Genomic DNA, 20081 nt, shown 5'->3' with positions numbered 1-20081 from the left:
ATGAACCGCATTCTTGAAAGTCTTGGTTGGACCGGTCGCTATCTCTGGGCGGGCTGGGCCGGGCTTTCCGGCATTTTCTGTTTTCTCGCCGCCTGGCAGGCCGGGCATGAGATTTACGGCTCCTTCATCCTGCCCTCGCCGGGGGAGACTTTCGCGGCAATCGGGCTTCTGGCGGCGCGGCCGGATTTCTTCGCCATCCTGTCGCAAAGCGCCATCAGGGCATTGACCGGTTTTGCCATTGCCGCCGGCATCGGAACGGTTGCAGGCCTACTGGCAGGCTATTCATTCGCTGCTATGCGGCTGATGAAGCCTGTTGTCACCGTCCTGCTCGGCGTGCCGCCCATCGGCTGGATTGTGCTGGCGCTCATCTGGTTCGGTTCGTCTGGCGGCACGGCCGTCATGACTGTGGTCATTGCTTCAGCGCCCGTTTCCTTCGCGGGCGCGCTGGAAGGAGTGGCCAAGCGCGACCGTCAGCTGGAGGTGATGGCGCAGGCCTTTGGCGCTTCGTGGTTTTACCGGCTGCGCACCGTCACCATGCCGCATGTGCTTTCCTATCTCTTTCCGGCATGGACGACCACGGCCGGAAGCGCCTGGAAAGTAACTGTCATGGCGGAGCTTCTATCGAATTCCGGCGGCATCGGCGGTGAACTGGCCACTGCACGGGCGCTGTTCGATATCGCGCAGGTGAGCGCCTGGCTCACCATCACCGTCGCGCTGGCGCTCATCACCGATTACGGCCTGCTGCATCTGCTGCGCGAAGCGCTGGAACGCTGGCGCGCCGCCGGATTGCCATGGGGTGTCAAACGATGAGCGACCATTCTGCCTTGAGTTTCGAGCATGTCGGCCACGCCTTTCTCGGCCGCAGCCTGTTCGAGAATTTCGATCTCCGCATCGCACCGGGGGAAACCGTGGCGTTGCTCGGCCCTTCCGGCAGCGGCAAGACGACGATTTTGCAGATCGCGGCGGGTATCATCGATCCCGTTCGCGGCCGAGTGCGGCGCAATTACCGCAGGCAGGGCCTGGTGTTTCAGGAGTCGCGGTTGCTGCCGTGGATGACGTTGATCGACAATATCGCTTATGGCCTTGCGGCAGCCGGAATGCCAAAACGGCAACGGCGGGAAACCGCCGGGCAGTTTGCCCTGGAAGTCGGTCTGGAAGAGACGGATTTTCACAAATATCCGGTCGAGCTTTCCGGCGGCATGCGCCAGCGTGCCGGGGTGGCGCGTGCGCTTGCCGTTGAACCGGACATGCTGTTTCTGGACGAACCCTTCAGTGCTGTTGATGTCGGCCTGCGCCGGCATTTGCAGGAACTTCTGGTGGATGCTGCTCGCCGGCGTGGTTTCTCCACGCTCCTCGTAACCCACGATCTTCATGAAGCGCTGCTGGTGGCCGACAGGCTGATCGTGCTCTCCGGCGTCGATGGCCGGGTTGTTGCCGCACATACTCCGGCCGGTTCGCCGGGGCGGCGCATGGCGCGCGCAGTGTTCGACGAAGTGGAATTCCTGTCCGAGAGCCCGGCTTTCGCCGAATTGTTTTCGGCAAAGGAGCGGATGCGATGAGACAGCCACCAATCCTTTCGGAAGCCTTGCGGCTGTTTTTCCCTTTGGCAGCCCTGCATGGCGCGGTCTGGCCGTTCTTGTGGGTCGTCATCGGCGGCTACGCCTTACCTTTTGCCGATGCTGTTCCGCCCTCGCAATGGCATGCCCATGAAATGATTTTCGGCACCTATGGCATGGCGCTCGCTGGTTTTCTCGGCTCGGCAGTGCCTGAATGGACCGATACGAAAGCGGCGGCGGGTCGCACACTTGTTTATTTTGCCGGTCTCTGGCTGCCGGGCCGCCTGATCGGTTTCGTGGGGGCCGATGCGTGGAGCCTGCTGGCGGGCTTTTTTGATCTGGCATTTCTACTCGCGCTCTCCGTCCTCATCGGCAAGGCGATGCTCGTGCGGCGAACGACGAAACATCTGGCGTTCCTCGTCTGGCTCATTCTGTTTGCGGCGATGGAGACCGGCGTGCGCTATGCTTGGTGGATCGGTGATCTGGAACTCGCAGCCCGCTGTCTGGAGGCGGCGCTGTGCATCTTCACCGTGCTGTTTTCGCTCTCGGCGGCGCGCATCAATGTGGTCGTCATCAATCTGGCGCTCGATCCGAGCGGCGAGACCACGCCTTACCGGCCCCATCCCGGCCGCCAGCACATGGCGGGCGCCATGGTGACGCTTTACATAGTGGCGAAACTCTTCTTTCCGGAAAGCGATGTCTGCGCCTGGTTGGCGCTTGCGGCCGGTGCGGCGTTTTTTGACCGACTGGCAGAGTGGTTCATCGGGCGTGCCGCCTTCAAAACCGAGGTGCTGCTGCTCGGCCTCGGCAATGCCTTTGCCGGTGCGGGTTTTCTGGTGCTCGGGGCGGTGCGGCTCGGTTTTTCCGTCACGCCCGCCGCTGGCCTGCACCTGTTGTCGGTGGGCGCGCTTGGCTGCGCCATCATGGCGGTGTTCATCATCGCCGGGCTGCGGCATACCGGACGCAACCTGACATATCTGCCGTGGCAGGCGCATATGGCCGCCGCCCTGATGGTGGCGGCCGGGCTGATCCGCATCCTGCCGGAATTCGATTTCGCAGCATCCCTGTCACCCCATCATCACGGCCTCAGTGCTATCCTGTGGGCGGCAAGTTTCGGGGTCTGGCTTCAGGGCTTCCTGCCCTTCATGCGTGCGCCCGGAGTTGATGCAGCGGGAGCTTGCGGCTGAGGCGCAACGTGTTCCCCCGCCTTCGACGCTTTCGTGTGGCCTGATTATTTTTTCGGCAAAAGCGCAATATGAAATCAGTGACTTAGGCCAGCACTATTGATGAATGTTATTTCAAATAAATAATCAATAAAATCAAGTGGTTGAATATTTCTGCCTTTTGGCCGATGATAACTCGAACCGAACAGGGAAACGCGAATATGCCCAAAATAGTCGCGCCTCTACACGCAGATGGAAAGCCGAGCCGGACGAGGGAGCTTATTACCTTCGCCGTTCTGGCCTTTGGGATCTGGCCTGTGCTGGCGGTCGGATTTGTCGGAGCCTATGGCTTCATCGTCTGGATGTTCCAGATCATTTACGGGCCGCCGGGGCCGCCCGGCCATTGAGGGCGAATGACGATGCAAGTCTCTCTCAGCCGGCGTGACTTTCTGCGCGGCGGACAAAAACGGGAAACACGTATCTGTCCCCCCGGGGTCGCGTTGAGCGACCTCGCCGCCTGCAGCGGTTGCGCAAAATGCGTAGAAGCCTGTCCCACTGGCATCATCACCCTGTCGGGCGGCTCGCCTTCGGTCGATTTCTCGGCCGGGGAATGCACCTTTTGCGGCAAATGCGCGGAAGCCTGCCCCGAGCCGGTTTTTGCCGTCCCTGCGGCGCAGCGCTTCGATCATGTCATGGCGATTGGCGATGGGTGTCTCGCCTTCGGCAATGTCGATTGCCAAGCCTGCCGCGATGCCTGTCCGACCGAGGCCATCCGGTTTCACCCCCGCCGCGGCGGCCCCTTCGTGCCCGAGCTTATCGCGGATGCCTGCACCGGCTGCGGGGCCTGTGTGTCCGTCTGCCCGACGGGTGTGATCAAGATCAAGGAAACAGCCACGGAGATGCAATATGCCTGAAAATACAGGCCGGTATCATGTCTCAAGCGCTGTCGTGGCGGTGATGCCGCAGGTGCGGGACGCCGTGTTCGCAACGCTTTTAACGCTCGACAATGTCGAGGTTCATGGTGAGGGCAACGGCAAGATTGTCATCGTCATAGACGGCACGAGCACCGGCATGCTGGGCGATACGCTCACTTATATTTCGACACTCGACGGTGTGATTGCCGCCAACATGGTTTTCGAACACGTCGACACAGAGGAGACAGGCGGCGATGAGCAGCGAACTGACGCGGCGTGATCTATTGAAGGCCCATGCCGCCGGCATTGCGGCGGCAACGGCGGGCATTGCGCTGCCGGCCGCCGCCCAGCCAGTGCCGGGCGGTGTTTCCGCATTGCAGATCAAATGGTCCAAGGCGCCCTGTCGTTTCTGCGGCACAGGCTGCGGCGTCATGGTTGGCGTCAAGGAAGGCAAGGTTGTCGCCACCCATGGCGACATGCAGGCGGAGGTCAATCGCGGCCTCAACTGCATCAAGGGCTATTTCCTGTCCAAGATCATGTACGGCAAGGACCGGCTGCAGACCCCGCTTCTGCGCAAGAGAAACGGCGTCTACGCCAAGGACGGCGAGTTCGAGCCGGTGAGCTGGGACGAGGCCTTTGACGTGATGGCGCAGCAGTGCAAGCGGGTGTTGAAGGAGAAGGGGCCGACAGCCGTCGGCATGTTCGGCTCGGGCCAGTGGACGATCTTCGAAGGTTATGCCGCGACCAAGCTGATGCGTGCCGGTTTCCGTTCCAACAATCTTGATCCCAATGCCCGTCACTGCATGGCTTCGGCCGCTTACGCCTTCATGCGCACCTTCGGCATGGACGAGCCGATGGGCTGTTACGACGATTTCGAACACGCCGATGCTTTCGTGCTCTGGGGCTCGAACATGGCGGAGATGCATCCCATTCTGTGGACCCGCATTGCCGACCGGCGTCTGGGCTTTGACCATGTGAAGGTGGCGGTGCTTTCGACCTTCACCCATCGCAGCATGGATCTGGCCGATGTTCCGATCATCTTCAAACCGGGTACGGACCTCGTCATCCTCAATTACATCGCCAACCACATCATCAAGACCGGCCGCGTCAACGAAGACTTCGTGAAGAACCACACGAAATTCGTGCGTGGTGTCACCGATATCGGTTATGGCCTGCGGCCCGACAATCCGGTGGAGGTGAACGCCGCCAATTCTGCCGATCCGACCAAGACAGAGGCGATCGATTTCGAGACCTTCAAGGAATTCGTCTCCGAATACACGCTGGAAAAAACCGCCGCCATGACCGGGGTGGAAGCCGGCTTCCTGGAAGAACTGGCCGAGCTTTATGCCGACCCGAAACGCAAGGTCATGTCGCTGTGGACCATGGGTTTCAACCAGCATGTTCGCGGCGTCTGGGCCAACCAGATGGTCTATAATATCCACCTTCTGACCGGCAAGATTTCTGAGCCGGGCAACAGCCCGTTCTCGCTCACCGGCCAGCCATCGGCCTGCGGCACGGCGCGTGAGGTGGGAACCTTTGCCCACCGCCTCCCGGCCGACATGACGGTGACCAATCCGGAACACCGCAAACATGCCGAAGAAATCTGGCGCATACCGCACGGTGTCATCCCGGAAAAGCCGGGTTACCACGCCGTGCAGCAGGATCGCATGCTGCATGACGGCAAGCTGAATTTCTACTGGGTACAGGTCAACAACAACGTCCAGGCCGGTCCCAACACCAAGAACGAGACCTATCTCGGTTATCGCAATCCCGAAAACTTCATCGTGGTCTCGGATGCCTATCCGACCATCACCGCCATGAGTGCCGACCTCATCCTGCCCGCCGCCATGTGGGTGGAGAAAGAAGGGGCTTACGGCAATGCCGAGCGGCGCACCCATGTCTGGCACCAACTGGTGGAGGCGACAGGCGAGGCGCGTTCCGATCTGTGGCAGCTGGTGGAGTTTTCCAAGCGCTTCACCACCGACGAGGTGTGGCCGGCGGAACTGCTGGACGCCAATCCGGACTATCGCGGCAAAACGCTGTTTGAGGTTCTCTACAAGGATTGCGATGTCGGTAAGTTCCCGCTGAGCGAAATCAATGCGGATTACAAGAACCAGGAATCCACGGATTTCGGTTTCTACCTGCAAAAGGGTCTGTTTGAGGAATATGCCGCTTTCGGGCGCGGTCACGGCCACGATCTGGCGCCTTACGATGCCTATCACGAGGTGCGCGGCATGCGCTGGCCTGTGGTGGACGGCAAGGAAACGCTGTGGCGTTACCGCGAGGGTTACGACCCCTACGTCAAGCCGGGCGAGGGCGTGAAGTTCTACGGCAACAAGGATGGCAAGGCGGTCATCATCGCCGTGCCTTACGAGCCGCCGGCGGAATCCCCGGATGAGGAATTCGACACCTGGCTGGTGACGGGCCGCGTGCTGGAGCACTGGCATTCCGGCTCCATGACCATGCGCGTGCCGGAACTTTACAAGGCTTTTCCCGGCGCTCGCTGTTTCATGAATGCCGCCGATGCGCGCAAGCGCGGGCTCAATCAGGGTGCGGAAATCCGCATCGTCTCGCGCCGTGGCGAAATCCGCTCCCGCGTGGAAACGCGCGGCCGCAACCGCATGCCGCCCGGCGTCATCTTCGTTCCCTGGTTCGACGCCAGCCAGTTGATCAACAAGGTGACTCTCGACGCAACCGATCCCATCTCCAAGCAGACGGATTTCAAGAAATGCGCAGTCAAGATAGAGCCAGTCGCATGATCAGGAAACACGGATGGATCGCCGCCACGCTTCTGGTCGTGGCGCTGGCGACGGGAGCCGTTGCGCAGATGGTGCCGGAATTGTCCGGCCCGCGCGGCGATGCCATGAGGACCGAGCCGGCAAAACCCCTGCCGAAATGGGTGATCGACGATTTCAGGCGCATGCGTGCCTATCCAGAGCAGCCGCCGGTCATCCCGCATTCGATCGACGGTTACCAGCTTTCGGTCAATACCAACCGCTGTCTGTCCTGTCACAAGCGCGAATTCACGCAGGACTCCGGCGCGCCGATGATCAGCGTCACCCATTACATGACGCGGGAAGGCCAGATGCTGGCGGATGTTTCACCACGTCGCTATTTCTGCACAGCCTGCCATGTGCCGCAGGCCGATACGCGGCCGCTCGTGCCCAACACCTTTCAGGACATGAGCGAAATGGGTGTCAAACCGGCGGGTAGCGAATGATGATCGCCCGTGTGAAAAAGCTCCTCGCCTGGCTGTGGGTGGTTCTGACGACGCCGGCCGCCACGCTCAGCCTTGCTTTTCTAACCCTCGGCGGCTTCGTTGGCGGGGTGATGTTCTGGGGCGCCTTCAACACCGCGCTTGAAATGACCAACAAGGAGGCCTTCTGCATTTCCTGCCACGAGATGCGGGCGAATGTTTACGAGGAACTGACGCGAACGGTGCATTTCTCCAACCGTTCCGGCGTGCGCGCCTCCTGCCCGGATTGCCATGTGCCGCATGAATGGACGGACAAGATTGCCCGCAAGATGCAGGCTTCCAAGGAGGTATGGGGCAAGATCTTCGGCACCATCGATACGCGCAAGAAATTTCTCGACCATCGCCTTGAGCTTGCACAACACGAATGGTCGCGCCTCAAAGCCAATGACAGCCTGGAATGCCGCAATTGCCATTCCTCCGCCGCCATGGACTTTACCAAGCAGACGCAGCGTGCTGCCGACATTCATTCCAAATATCTGCTGACGGGCAAGGCCACCTGCATCGATTGCCACAAGGGCATCGCCCATGAATTGCCGAATATGGAAGGCATCGATCCCGGCTGGAAAATGCCGCCGGCGCTCAACGATGAACCGGGACAGACGGCGTCTGCGGTCGATGACTTGCGCCGCGCCATGAGCGATGTGCACAGGAACGTTTTCTGAGCATCAGATGCGGGCATGGGAAGCCGGGGTCAGACCCGTCCGGCTTCCTCGATGAACCGGCGCAATAGGGGCAGATGCCGCCTTTCGGCAAGGCAGACGGCGTATTCGTCGATCAGTTCGCGGGCGTCGCCTAGAGGAACGAAGGAAAGCCGCGCATCGTGGCCGAATTCCAGATCGGCGACCACACCGCATCCCACCCCGTTGGCAATCGCTTCCCGCACGCCTTCTCTGGAGGAGATTTCGATCACGGGCTGGATGGAGATGCCGTGATCGGCGAGGTTCTTTTCGAAGATTTCACGCGTGCGCGATCCGCGCTCGCGCATGACGAAGGATAGGCCTTCCAGTTCGGCCATAAGGACGTTCTGCCGCGCAGCCAGCGGATGCGAGACGGGTACGCATAAACCAAGCCGCATGCTGAGAAATTTGACACCGTAAAGGCGCGGATCGTCGGGTGCGCGGGCGGTGATGGCGACATCGGCCCGGTAGTCGATGATCTGCTCCACTACCCGTGCCGAATTGTCGACCGAAAGGGAAAAGGTCAGTTGCGGCCGCTCGGCCTTCAATCGCGAAAGAATGGGAAGTGGCAGGATGGGGCCATCGGCTGCAACGCGCAGGTGCCCGCCGGCGGCACTTTCCCCACCGCGAAGCAGGGCCTTCGCCTCATTTTCCGCCTGGAACAGGCGAGCGGTGATTTCGAACAGGCGTTCGCCCTGCGGACTGAGGCTCACCCCCCGCGGTTTTCTTTCCAGAAGGTTCACGCCGCTGATCGCCTCCAGTTCCCGAACATGGGCCGAAAGCGTGGACTGGCTTATCGCCATGTCCCGTGCAGCCTGGGAAAAACCGCCCGATTGCGCGACGATATGAAAGGCCTTCAGCTGCGTGGTCGACATGGGGTCCTGTTCTGCCGCCGGTCGACACGACTGGACCGATGCGAAGTAATTATCGGTGAAAACGCTGACAACTCCATGACGCCTGCGGGAAGGTTTCGTTTACCCTGCTGCGAAACCGATGGCGGGCATGGGAAAACGCTATGGCGCGTTTACACTTTGTTAGGAATTCGTCATCGGCGCGTTAGTCCCCGTCCTTAATCGTACCGGCATGGCCAAAGGGCCAACCCGTTTCACGCAAAAAGGCCAATGAGATGACGACCTCCCAAAATCCGATCGCCAATCCCATCGAATCCTCTTCCGACTGGCTGCTGGCCATTCCGCGGCTGTCGCAGCAACAGGGCATTCTGGTCTCGCCGAATGGTACCGGCATGGCGACGTCCTACAGCCTCGTTTATGACGTTTATTTCCCGAAGAATGGCTCCTCCGGTTGGATGCCCTTTCTGCAGACCGACCTTACCAATGTCAGCGACGGCGATATTTTCGGCAAGGCAAGCGGCGACAGCTATGGTCTCGGCATCAGCAGCGATTATCGCGGCACAGCCAGGCTGGACGCCTGGAACCGCATAGGCCTGACAATCGAAACGGACGCCAGCGGTGCGGTTTCGATGAAGAAATATATTAATGGAGAATTCGTCGCCGAGCAGAAGATCGCGGCATCCGCTGCTGGTCGCTTCGCCATCGACATGTCCAAGGGCTTCCTGATCTTCTCTGACGAGGATGGTGAGACTTCGCCCGGTTATCTTAGCAATTTCCTGTTCCTCAAACAGGCTCTGACTGCTGACGAGGTATCCTATCTCGGAGGCCCCAAGGCCACGGGCATTTTGCCGGTCGAGATGAAGGTGGAGGCCGAAAAGGTTGGCGTCCTCGAAACCCGTTTCGCCGAAGGCTCGGCCTCACCGGTTATGGGAGGTGGTACAGTCACTGGTAAAGGCACGACCCTGGAATTTAAGACACCGGCCCAGGCCGGTATTCTTGCCATCGGTGAAAAACCCGCAGTCGATACGGCCTCGGTTATTAAAACGTCTGCGATCAAGGACATGATGGTTACGCCGGATGCGGCGAATGTGACCATCGATCTGTCGAAGCATTTCTCCGGTGAGAAGCTCACATTTACGGTTCAAAACAGTAAGAACGAGACTGTGGATGCGGTATTGACGGACGGCAACAAGCTGACGCTCGATTTTGCCGCCCTTGGTCATTCCGATATCCGAGTGACGGCAACTGATAGCGCCGGCAAGAGCGTTACGGACGACTTCCGCGTGCGTGTCGCCGGCCCGAATGCCTACACCATCGCAGTGTTCCCTGACACGCAGGACTATACCTCCAATGACGGTATCAAGCACCTGTTCGGCGAGATGACGCAATGGCTGGTCGACAATCGCGATAGCCACAAAATCGTCTTCATGAGCCATGTCGGAGATATAACCCAGAACAACCGCCCGGCCGAATGGGACATCGCCGAACCGGCGCTGCGCAAGCTTGACGGTAAGGTGCCTTACGCGCTGCTTCCGGGCAACCACGATCAGGCTAATGGCGGAAGCGCGGCTGACCACACCTCCGTTGAACTGGACCGCCGCTTCTCTGCCGAAAAGCAAGCTGCGACCAATGCTGGCGTCTTCGGCGGCGCCTACGATCAGGAACAGGCCGCCGCGCGCAATACCTACAGCACCTTTACCGCGCCTGACGGCACCAAATGGCTGTCGATCTCGCTCGAATTCGGCCCGCGCGACGACGTGATCCGCTGGGCGGGCGATGTCATCGAGAAATTCCCCGACCACCGCGTCATGCTCGCCACTCATTCGCTGACGAGCTATGCAACACGCCAGGACAATCTGGCCCTGCCGCTTTACGACGAAGGTGCGGGTTACGACTATGGCATGCGCACCGATCAGCGGGGTGCAAACGACGGCGAATATGTCGCGCGCGCCCTGCTGTCGCGTTATCCAAACATCGTCATGACCTTCTCCGGCCATATTTTCGGCGACGGCGCGGAAACCGACATCACGTACAACCAGTATGGCGAGCCAGTCTTCCAGTTCTTGGTCAACTACCAGAACGGTGTATCGCGTGAAATCACCGGAAACGGCGTCGAATCCCGCGGTAATAATGGCGGTAACGGTGCGATGCGCCTGATCACCATCGATCCCGACAATAACCGCATCACCACCGAAACCTATTTCACTGCCTTCGACGACTATCTCGACGGTTATCGCACCAAGCCGGAACTCGATCGCGATGGCCTGACCGGTTATTATCGCGGCCATCAGGAAGTGTTCGAGAACGTCCATGTCGGCCACGGCACGGCGCGGGCCATGGCTGAGGCCGGGGATGACATCGTCGCCAACGGCTCCACCGGCGCATCTTCCGCCGCTGTCTCCCTGTCGGCGGCAAAGTCGCTGTTGGCTGGTGAGATTCAAAGCTTCGTCTGGACAGATAAAAATGGTGACGTCGTTGCAGAAGGCAGGGAGGCTTCAGTCGATCTCGCTCTTGGCAAGCACAAGCTGACGCTCACGGCAACGGACGCCAATGGCGTCAAGACCACTGATAAGGTCGATGTTCTGGTACGCGGCGACCGCACCCTGCTCATTGAAAACTTCAACGACGGCAAAGCCGACGGCTGGGCCACCGATTTCGGGGCTGCCGATGGCAATACCGGCCGGTTCCTGCTGAAGGGCACGGTGTTTTCCCGTCCGACCGCGACCGCTGGTCTTGCCGCCCCCGAAGCCGCGCTTTTCGACCAGAGCGATGCGGCCGGCAACAAGCTCGTTTATATCGGCGCCCAGTCAGCGACCTGGAGCGACTACGTCTTCGAGGCGACGCTGACGCAACTCGATAACGATGCGATGGGCGTCTACTTCTATTATAAGGACGCGAACAACTACTACCGCTTCGCCATGGATGGCGAAACGAACCGTCGCCAGCTCGTAAAGGTCGCCGACGGAAAGTCGGTCGTGCTTGCCGAGGTGAAGGAAGGCACGCCCTACAATATGGAAATTCCGCTGACCGTTGCGATGGTCGGCGGCTCCATCAACGTCTTCCTCGGTGACAAGAACGTCTTTGGCGGTCCTGTCGTGGATACGAACGCGCCGCTTTCCGGCGGCACCGTCGGCGTCTACTCCAGCGGCCAGCGGGCTTCGGTTTTTGACGATATCGTAGTGACGAAGGCCGTCACGACCGCGAAAGCAGGTATCGACCAGAGAACCTATGACATCGATGGCGACGGCAAGGCGTCCGTGACACTCGACGCATCAGGTTCTTTCGGGCCAGAGCAACTGACCGACTTCACCTGGACCGACCTCAAGGGCAATGTCGTCGCAACCGGTAAGAAGGCCGATGTCATCCTCGATGCGGGCGTGAATAAACTGCTCCTCAAGGTTACGGCTGCTAACGGTTCCATTTCAACCGATCGTATCGACATCACCGTCGTCGAAAGGACGAAAATCCTTGTTGCCGAGGATTTCTCTTCCGCCGCGGCAATGGCGCGTTTCAAGATCGTTGATGAGGGCGAGTTCGGCGGTATCGGGCCGGATGGCAAGTCGTCTGAATGGCTGATTTCCAACGGCAAGCTGCTTCAGACGACGGGACTTGCCAGCCGCGAACTGACCTGGAGCGGTGCAACCAACTCCGACTACTACAAGCGCGGATGGAGCCCGATGGGCGATGGCGTCAACGTGCTGCGTCTCGGCACCTATGCGCTGTTTCAGGATCCGGCGGCGCTTGCCTGGACGGATTATGCCGTTGAGGCGACGTTCCAGACCCCGGACAAGGACGGCCTCGGCTTCCTCTTCCGTTACAAGGACAGCAAGAATTACTACAAGCTGGAACTTGATGCCGACGGCATTCTCGACCGTAGCCCCGGCAACGGCGCCGGCAGCATCTTCAACCTCGTGCGCATGAAGAACGGCATCGAGGAAATTCTTGCCCAGGTTCCGGGCAAATACGAGCCCGGTCAGGCGATGAAGCTTCGCGCCGAAGTCGTCGGCGACAAGATCACAGCCTTCCTCAATGACGAGGCGCTGTTCGCTTATCCGATCGGTGACCGCGAACTCGATGCCGGTACCTTCGGTCTTTATTCCTGGGGCAATGCCGGTTTGACTTTCGACAATCTGACCGTCGTCGACCTGAAATCCGGGCTTGATGCAGGAAATATTATCAGCGGTACAGACGGCCACGACTTACTTGAAGCCAAAACCGCTGATGCGACCATCCTCGGCCACGACGGTAACGATACGCTCCTCGGCTCATCGGGCGATGATCGTCTGGATGGCGGCAATGGTGATGATGCGCTGATCGGTGGTGCTGGCCGCGACGGGCTCTCCGGCGGTGCCGGTGATGACAAGCTCTGGGGTGATGCCGGCGACGACATGATTTCAGGTGGTCTTGGCGACGATTTCATCGAGGGCGGCCGTGGCAACGATCTGCTGATCGGAGGCGATGGGTCGGACCTTTATCGTTACGGGCGCGGTGATGGTTCCGACATCATCATCGAGGCTGCGCCGGCAGCTCGTGGGACCGATATTCTTTACCTGCACAATATCGACAGAAGCGAGGCTGTTCTGCGCAAATATGGCCAGTCCGTCGAAATCGAACTGGCGGGCGGCGAAAAACTGTCGCTGCGCAACCAGCTGGCGGATGGCGGTATCGAAATGCTGCGTTTCGCTGATGGTACAAACCTCGGCCGCGAGGCCATCACCAAGGGTCTCGTGAACCGGGGTCCGGTCGCGGTGTCTGAAACGCTTGCCGCGATCAATGAGGATGCCGTGTCCTTCCTCATTCCGTTCAGCGCCCTGCTTGCGAATGACAAGGACGCCGATCTGGACGTATTGGCAGTGGCCAGCGTTTTCCGTGTCATTGGTGGCACGGCGGTTCTGGAGGAAGCCGGCATCCGCTTTACCGCGGCCGCCAATTTCAACGGCAAGGCATCCTTCAGCTACAAGATCGCCGACGGTCGCGGCGGTTCCAGCGAAGCGACTGCGGCCTTCACCATCAAGCCGGTCAATGACGTGCCTGTCACCGCCTCCATCGCCGTGACAACCGACGAGGATATCGCCCTTAAAGGCACGGTCGTCGCCTCCGACGTCGATGGCGACACGCTTTCCTATGCCATCAAGACGGGCGCAAATGCCTCGAAGGGCACTGTCGCGATCGATGCCGCAACCGGTGAATGGACCTATACGCCGAACATAAATGTCAACGGAACCGACAGCTTCACGGTTGTCGTTTCTGACGGTAAGGGCGCCAGCGTCGAGAGCGTGGTGACCGTGACGGTCGCTCCCGTCAACGACGCGCCTGTTGCTGTTGCAGACAGGATTGCGCTCCCCGAAAAGGACAAAGCCGCCTTCGATCTCGTCGCCAACGACACCGATGTGGAAGCTGACCGTCTTGCACTCGTCAGCATCGCCGTGACGGCGGTTGCGGGCCTTGCCATAACCAATCAGCAGGCGGCTGCCGCCTTCTCGGTGGTGGACGGCAAGCTGGTTGTCGATCCTTCCTCCGCCTTTGCGGCGCTGGAAGATGGACAGCAGGCGACCGTGACGCTCAGCTACACGGTTCGTGACACAAATGGCGGCGAAGCCAAGGGCACGACAACGGTCACGGTGGACGGCTATACCGAATACAACATCGTTGAAGGCGGTAATGGCAACGACATGCTGATCGGGACCAGCCGCAAGGATATGCTCGAAGGCGGCGACGGTGACGACACGATGGTTGCCGGCGAAGGCAACGACATGGTGGATGCCGGAGCCGGTAACGACCGTGTTCTCGCCGGCGAGGGCAATGATGTGATCGACGGCGGTGCGGGCAATGACGTGCTGATGGGCGGATCCGGTAACGACGTTATAAGCGGTGGAGCCGGAAACGACACGCTGAATGGCGGCGCAGGCGATGATACGCTGAGCGGTGGCACCGGCAATGATACCCTGACGGGTGGCAGCGGTGCCGACACCTTCGTCTTCGCCGCCGGTAATGGTCGCGATGTCGTCACCGACTTCGAGGCCGGTGCCGAGGGCAAGGATGTCGTTCAGCTCTCGAAGGATGTCTTCTCGGACTACCAGGCACTCATCGCGTCCGGCTCCTTTACCAATGGGGAAAACGGCGCTGAGATTGCCTTCAACGACGGCTCTTCCATCACCTTCGCCAATGTGAAGACGGAACAATTCGCCATCGACGACTTCCGCTTCGCCTGAACCATGAAAGGCGCATCCGATCGGATGCGCCTTTTGTCGCTCGCAGGCGCCTGTCACCGGCACGTTATCGCCGGCTGATACCGCCATCGCGATCTCAACGGATAGTAAAAATGCGTTTTCACTCTGCCAATAATAATGTTCGCCAGATCAAGGGTGTGTTCGCCGGCTGTGCCGGCGCTTTCATCGGCATCGGGCTGATGAGCGCTCTGGTCAATATTCTTTATCTCACCGGCTCGCTGTTCATGATGGAGGTCTATGACCGCGTCCTGCCGAGCCGCAGCCTGCCGACGCTGGTCGCCCTGTTCGGCATCGTCGTGGTGCTTTACGCGTTTCAAGGCCTGTTTGATGCGCTGCGTGGCCGCTTGCTGGTGCGGCTTTCCGATCGTCTCGATCAGGCGCTGTCATCGAAGGTCTACGATGCGGTTATCGGCCTTCAGCTGCGCCTGCCCGTCAGCGGCCGTCAGGCGCAGCCGCTCCGCGATCTCGATACGATCCGCTCGTTCCTGTCCGGCAGCGGGCCGCTTGCGTTGTTCGATCTGCCCTGGCTGCCATTTTATATTGCTATCTGCTTCGCTTTTCATTTCTGGCTCGGTGTCACCGCGCTTGCCGGTGCCGCCATTCTTACGATTTTCACGCTGATGACGGAGCTGGTGTCACGGCGTCCGGTGGAAGAGGCGGCGTACCACTCCGCCAAACGTAACCGACTGGCCGAAACCAGCCGCCGTAATGCCGATATTATTTCCGTCATGGGAATGGCTTCACCCCTACGCGCACGCTGGCAGACGGATAACCGCGCCTATGTTCGCGAGCAGAGGTCGGCAAGCGATATCGCCTCCGGTTTCGGCGTGGCAAGCAAGGTGCTGCGCATGCTACTGCAATCCGGCATCCTCGCGGTCGGTGCCTGGCTCGTCATCAACGAACAGGCGACGCCGGGCATCATCATTGCCGGTTCCATCCTGTCTGCAAGGGCGCTGGCGCCGGTCGATCTTGCCATCGCCAACTGGAAAGGTTTCATTGCCGCCCGGCAAAGCCGCCGGCGTCTTGAAAAAACGCTGGCGCTGCTGCCGGACGGGACCGCGCGTATGGATCTGCCCGCGCCGCACGCCCTTTTGTCGGTCGAGCGGGTGGGTGCCATGCCGCCCGAAGCGACTGAACCGGTGCTGCAGGACATCGTCTTCACACTCGCAGCCGGCAGCGCCCTTGGTGTGATCGGCGCAAGCGGCTCCGGCAAGAGTTCACTGGCACGGCTTCTCGTCGGCCTTTGGCGGCCGCTCAAAGGTGCCATTCGGCTGGATGGTGCGACGCTCGACCAATGGCCGGCGGAGGCGTTGGCGCGCCATATCGGCTACATGCCGCAATCTATCGAACTGCTGGACGGCACGATCGCCGAAAATATCGCCTCCTTTGATCCGGAAGCGCGTTCGGAGAAGATCATCGCGGCGGCGCGCGCGGCGCGAATTCACGATCTCGTCATCAGCCTGCCGGATGGTTATTCCACCGAGGTCGGAGAAACCGGACGGCAATTGTCGGCGGGGCAGAAACAACGGATCGCCCTTGCCAGAGCGCTTTATGGTGAACCGTTTCTGGTTGTGCTCGACGAACCGAATTCCAACCTCGATTCAGAGGGTGAGGATGCGCTGACCGCAGCCATTCTCGGGGTTCGCGAACGTGGCGGTGTGGCCGTCATCATCGCCCACCGTCCAAGCGCGCTTTTTGCCGTGGACAAGGTGCTGATGCTTGCCGACGGACGACAGCAGGCTTTCGGTCCGAAAGAGGAGGTGCTTGCCAAGGTGCTGCGCCCGGTTGGCGGCACGGCAGGCGCGCTTAAGGTCGTGCAGGCGGCGGAAACAGGAAAGGCTTGAAAATGGATGAATGGCAGACACTCAGGCGCTCGATCCGCAATCACCTTGTTGTCGGAGGTCTCGGATTTCTGACGCTGACAGGCCTGTTCGGCGGCTGGGCGGTTGGCACGGAGATCGTCGGCGCGGTGATTGCGCAGGGATCGCTGGTGGTTGAAACCAGCCTCAAGAAAGTCCAGCATCCGGCGGGTGGTGTCGTCAGCGAGCTGATGGTTCGCGACGGCGATCGGGTGAAGGCCGGTGATGTGGTGATGCGTATCGATGCGACAATGACCAAAGCCAATCTGGCCATCGTTGTCAAAAGCCTCGATCAATTCACCGCCCGCAAGGCGCGGCTTGAAAGTGAGCGCGACCGGGCCGACAGTGTGGTGTTTCCGCAGGCTTTGCTTGTTCGGGCCGATGACGCAGAGATTGCTGCGATGATGAACGCGGAGCAGCGTCTTTATGAAACCCGCAAGGCTGTCCGTGAAAGCAAAAAAAGCCAGCTCGAACAGCGCGTGCGGCAGCTTCGAGATGAGATAACCGGCATGGAATCCGAGCGCGCAGCGAATTTCCGCGAGCAAGGGATGGTCGATGAGGAATTGAGCCGCTTTCGCTCGCTGCATGAAAGGGGCCTGATGGAAAGAAGTCGGCTCAGCACGCTGGAGCGTCAGGCGACGGATATCGAAGGGGATATCGGCCGGCTGATGGCGGGCATTGGCGGCGTCGAGGCGAAGATCAGTGAAACGGCACTACAGATTCTCCAGGTTGATGAGCAATGGTCGGAGGAAGTCGGCTCGGACCTGCGTGAAATGGAAGCCCGCATCGGCGAATATGTCGAGCGGCGCGTGGCGGCTGAAGACCAGCTGAAACGTGTCGATATCATCGCGCCGCAGGATGGTGTCGTGCATCAGCTTTCAGTGCACACCGTCGGCGGAGTCGTGGCACCCGGTGAGCCGATCATGATGATTGTCCCTGAGGTCGACAAGCTGGTGGTCGAGGCCAAGGTTGCGCCGCAGGATATTGACCAGATCTATTATGGTCAGCGGACAAACCTGCGTTTCTCTGCCTTCAATCAGAAGACCACGCCGGAAATCACCGGAACGGTGGAGCGCATTTCTGCGGATGTGACGGTGGATCAGCGAACGGGTGCCAGCCATTACGTGGTGCGTGTCGCAACCTCTCCGGAGCAGATAAAGCGGCTTGGGGAATTCAGCCTGATGCCCGGCATGCCGGTGGAGGCCTTTATCACCACCGGCGAGAGAAGCGTTTTGTCGTATTTTCTCAAACCTCTGCTCGACCAGGCCAACCGGACGTTCCGCGAGGTTTGAGAGGCTGCGGCACCGAACAAAAAAAATGGAGACGGTCTATAAAGGCTGTGTGTCCTTCGCATATGCGGTGCCGAACCGCCGACGGAGCCCTGCAAAGCCCGGGTTTCGGGCTGATCCGCAATATCCGCATGCATCTCCGTCATAGCGAAGCGGGTACGGCAGGGTGATCAAGTCGTCGGTTGCAGGAGAAAATAGTCTCGTGGCGCAGGCGCGTCGCAACTGGAGCCGGTTTGAGATCGGCATGACGACAAGGCTGCTCGTACTTATCGTCAGCCTCACACCGTGCGCCCGTCAGGCGCACGGTGCTTTTTATTGCGGGACCGGATCGCAATCTATGGCAATCCGGCTCCGTTCGCACGAAAATGTCAGCCGATCTGCGCGTTATCGTCACGCTTGATGGCGACGACGGCCGAGCGTGGCAGCTTGCCTTCGCCATCCGGGAAGGGGGCGTCGGGGTGCTGGATGCCGACGAAGTGGGTGCGCTTGTCGCCGGACCAGGTCTGGCCGGTGACTTCGGAACCCTTAGGTGCCGTCAGGAAACGCTCGATGCGGCCGGTGGCCGGGTCGCCCGCCAGCATCTGGTTGTTGCCCTGGCCGGCGAAGTTGCCTTCGTTGCTGTCCTCGCCATCGGTCTGGATCCAGAGGAGACCAGTACTGTCGAACATCATGCCGTCGGGCGAGTTGAACATGTTGCCTTCGTTGATGTTCGAGGAGCCGGCAAAGGCATCCTTGTGCACGGAAGGATTGCCGGCCATGCAGAACAGGTCCCACTTGAACTTCGCGTCCGCATGGTCGTCATTTTCCGGATACCAGCGCACGATCTGGCCGTATTCGTTCTTCTCGCGCGGGTTGGCGGCATTGATGGCCATGGCGTCGCCGCCGGCATTCGAACGCAGCTTGCCGTCCTTCATTTCGCCGCGGCGGCTGTTATTGGTCAGCGCGCAATAGGCTTCAATGGCGACCGGGTTGATGGCGACCCATTCCGGACGGTCCATGGTGGTCGCACCCACCTTGGAGGCGGCCTGGCGGGTGAAGACGCAGATTTCGTCGATCTTCATGCCGGTGCTTTCCGGCGTCAGAGCCACCCATTCGCCTGCGCCGTCATCGGCGAACTTGGCGACATAAAGCGTGCCTTCGTCGAGCAGCCTGGAGGTGTCGCCGCCCGGCACGTAAATGCCGTTGGAGACGAATTTATAAAGGAATTCGCCACGCTCGTCGTCACCCATGTAAACGACGACGCGGCCGTCACGGGCAATCACCACGGCGGCGTTTTCGTGCTTGATGCGGCCAAGCGCGGTGCGTTTGATCGGGGTGGAGGAGGCGTCCGAAGGATCGATCTCGACCACGTAACCGGCGCGGCGCGGCTCGTTCGGGTTCTTGGCAACGTCAAAACGCGCGTCGAACTTCTCATAAGCGTAGCGGGTTTCGGCCACGATGCCATAACGCTTGTAGTCATCAGGCAGCTTGAAGGCGGTATCGGTGGTGCCGAAATAGCCGTTGAAGTTTTCTTCGCAGGTGAGGTAGGTGCCCCATGGCGTGCGGCCGGCGCCGCAATTGTTGAAGGTCCCGAGACAGTCGATACCATCAGGATCGGCGGCGGTCTTGACGAGATCGGAGCCCGCGGCCGGGCCGGAAAGCTTCATCGGCGTGTTGTGGTGGATACGGCGGTTGAACGGGCTGTCGAGAACGATTTCCCAGCCCTCGTTGCCTTCCGCCACTTCCATGACGGTAACGCCCTGCATGTTCTGCAGGATCTTCACGTCGTCGGCCGTCTTCGGGTTGCCCTTGTCCGTGTGCGGCAGGTTGATTTCAGGGTTCACATATTCATGGTTGACGGCGATCAGCTGGTGAGCGCCGACCATGAAGAGTTCCATGCCGTCGGTATTTTCACCAAAGACCTTGTCGGAGTTTTCAACGCTGACACCCTTGGCCGGGTCGAGATCGGGAACGTTGGAAAACAGCGGCTGACCCCATTTGGCAACCGGCTTCCAGCTGTAACCTTCCGGCACGTGAATGGTGTGGTCGGTTGCGGCCGCCACCGGCTTGAAGGGGAAGCGGCCAGCGGCGGCTTCCTGCGCTTCGGCCGAAGTGCTTGCCATCAGGTTGCCGAGCGTGCCCATGGCAGCTGCGGCCGAGCCGAAGGCCAGCACACCGCCGAGGAAACCGCGGCGGGAAATCGCGGTTTCGACCACGCGGTCGAAATCGGTTTCGGCCGGCGGCGGGTTTTGCAGTTCATCCCATTCGTCCCAGGACAGCTTGCTCGTATCGATGTCGGTCATGTCG

Annotated in this window: 14 protein-coding genes; 12 read left to right on the top strand and 2 right to left on the bottom strand. The window is 60.2% G+C overall.

Annotated features, from left to right (window positions below):
- The 9 genes from QSV77_RS20850 (at position 1) to QSV77_RS20810 (ending at position 7551) form a co-directional block, all read left to right on the top strand.
- Positions 1-810: an ABC transporter permease gene (locus QSV77_RS20850; protein WP_142842884.1), complete on the top strand. Its 810-nt coding sequence runs from the start codon at positions 1-3 to the stop codon at positions 808-810.
- Positions 807-1559 (top strand): ATP-binding cassette domain-containing protein, encoded by a 753-nt coding sequence (locus tag QSV77_RS20845; RefSeq protein ID WP_302734911.1) that lies wholly within the window; start codon positions 807-809, stop codon positions 1557-1559. Before QSV77_RS20850 ends, QSV77_RS20845 begins: the two co-directional genes overlap by 4 nt.
- Positions 1556-2743: an NnrS family protein gene (locus QSV77_RS20840; RefSeq protein WP_302734910.1), complete on the top strand. Its 1188-nt coding sequence runs from the start codon at positions 1556-1558 to the stop codon at positions 2741-2743. The genes QSV77_RS20845 and QSV77_RS20840 overlap by 4 nt, the downstream gene beginning before the upstream one ends.
- 197 nt (positions 2744-2940) lie before the next feature.
- Positions 2941-3126, top strand: coding sequence for a periplasmic nitrate reductase, NapE protein (gene napE, locus QSV77_RS20835; protein ID WP_046800942.1), 186 nt, complete (start codon positions 2941-2943; stop codon positions 3124-3126).
- Positions 3127-3132: 6 nt separating this feature from the next.
- Positions 3133-3633 (top strand): ferredoxin-type protein NapF, encoded by a 501-nt coding sequence (locus QSV77_RS20830; RefSeq protein WP_302734909.1) that lies wholly within the window; start codon positions 3133-3135, stop codon positions 3631-3633.
- Complete coding sequence (locus tag QSV77_RS20825; RefSeq protein WP_269702552.1) at positions 3626-3913, top strand: chaperone NapD; 288 nt, start codon at positions 3626-3628, stop codon at positions 3911-3913. The genes QSV77_RS20830 and QSV77_RS20825 overlap by 8 nt, the downstream gene beginning before the upstream one ends.
- On the top strand, positions 3888-6392 hold the full coding sequence (gene napA, locus QSV77_RS20820; protein WP_302734908.1) for a periplasmic nitrate reductase subunit alpha: 2505 nt from the start codon (positions 3888-3890) through the stop codon (positions 6390-6392). Before QSV77_RS20825 ends, napA begins: the two co-directional genes overlap by 26 nt.
- A complete protein-coding gene (locus QSV77_RS20815; protein ID WP_142842879.1) occupies positions 6362-6853 on the top strand; it encodes a nitrate reductase cytochrome c-type subunit in 492 nt (163 codons plus the stop codon). Before napA ends, QSV77_RS20815 begins: the two co-directional genes overlap by 31 nt.
- A 2-nt stretch (positions 6854-6855) precedes the next feature.
- Positions 6856-7551, top strand: coding sequence for a NapC/NirT family cytochrome c (locus QSV77_RS20810; RefSeq protein WP_269702659.1), 696 nt, complete (start codon positions 6856-6858; stop codon positions 7549-7551).
- 29 nt (positions 7552-7580) lie between these two features.
- On the opposite strand, the gene QSV77_RS20805 is transcribed toward QSV77_RS20810, so the two are convergent.
- On the bottom strand, positions 7581-8441 hold the full coding sequence (locus QSV77_RS20805) for a LysR substrate-binding domain-containing protein (protein WP_271363001.1): 861 nt from the start codon (positions 8439-8441) through the stop codon (positions 7581-7583).
- 251 nt (positions 8442-8692) lie between these two features.
- Here QSV77_RS20805 and QSV77_RS20800 point away from each other — a divergent pair, with 251 nt between their 5' ends.
- The 3 genes from QSV77_RS20800 (at position 8693) to QSV77_RS20790 (ending at position 17798) form a co-directional block, all read left to right on the top strand.
- Complete coding sequence (locus tag QSV77_RS20800) at positions 8693-14629, top strand: Ig-like domain-containing protein (protein ID WP_302734907.1); 5937 nt, start codon at positions 8693-8695, stop codon at positions 14627-14629.
- Between the two features lie 110 nt (positions 14630-14739).
- Positions 14740-16491: a type I secretion system permease/ATPase gene (locus QSV77_RS20795; protein ID WP_302734906.1), complete on the top strand. Its 1752-nt coding sequence runs from the start codon at positions 14740-14742 to the stop codon at positions 16489-16491.
- 2 nt (positions 16492-16493) lie between these two features.
- Positions 16494-17798, top strand: coding sequence for an HlyD family type I secretion periplasmic adaptor subunit (locus QSV77_RS20790; protein WP_302734905.1), 1305 nt, complete (start codon positions 16494-16496; stop codon positions 17796-17798).
- Between the two features lie 365 nt (positions 17799-18163).
- Here QSV77_RS20790 and QSV77_RS20785 read toward each other — a convergent pair whose 3' ends face one another.
- Positions 18164-20077 (bottom strand): PhoX family phosphatase, encoded by a 1914-nt coding sequence (locus QSV77_RS20785; protein WP_302734904.1) that lies wholly within the window; start codon positions 20075-20077, stop codon positions 18164-18166.
- Between the last annotated feature and the right edge of the window lie 4 nt (positions 20078-20081).

This window comes from Agrobacterium sp. V1 (genome assembly GCF_030518355.1).
In the GTDB taxonomy this organism is placed as follows: Bacteria; Pseudomonadota; Alphaproteobacteria; order Rhizobiales; family Rhizobiaceae; genus Agrobacterium; species Agrobacterium cucumeris.
This window is presented reverse-complemented; position numbering and strand designations above follow the sequence as displayed.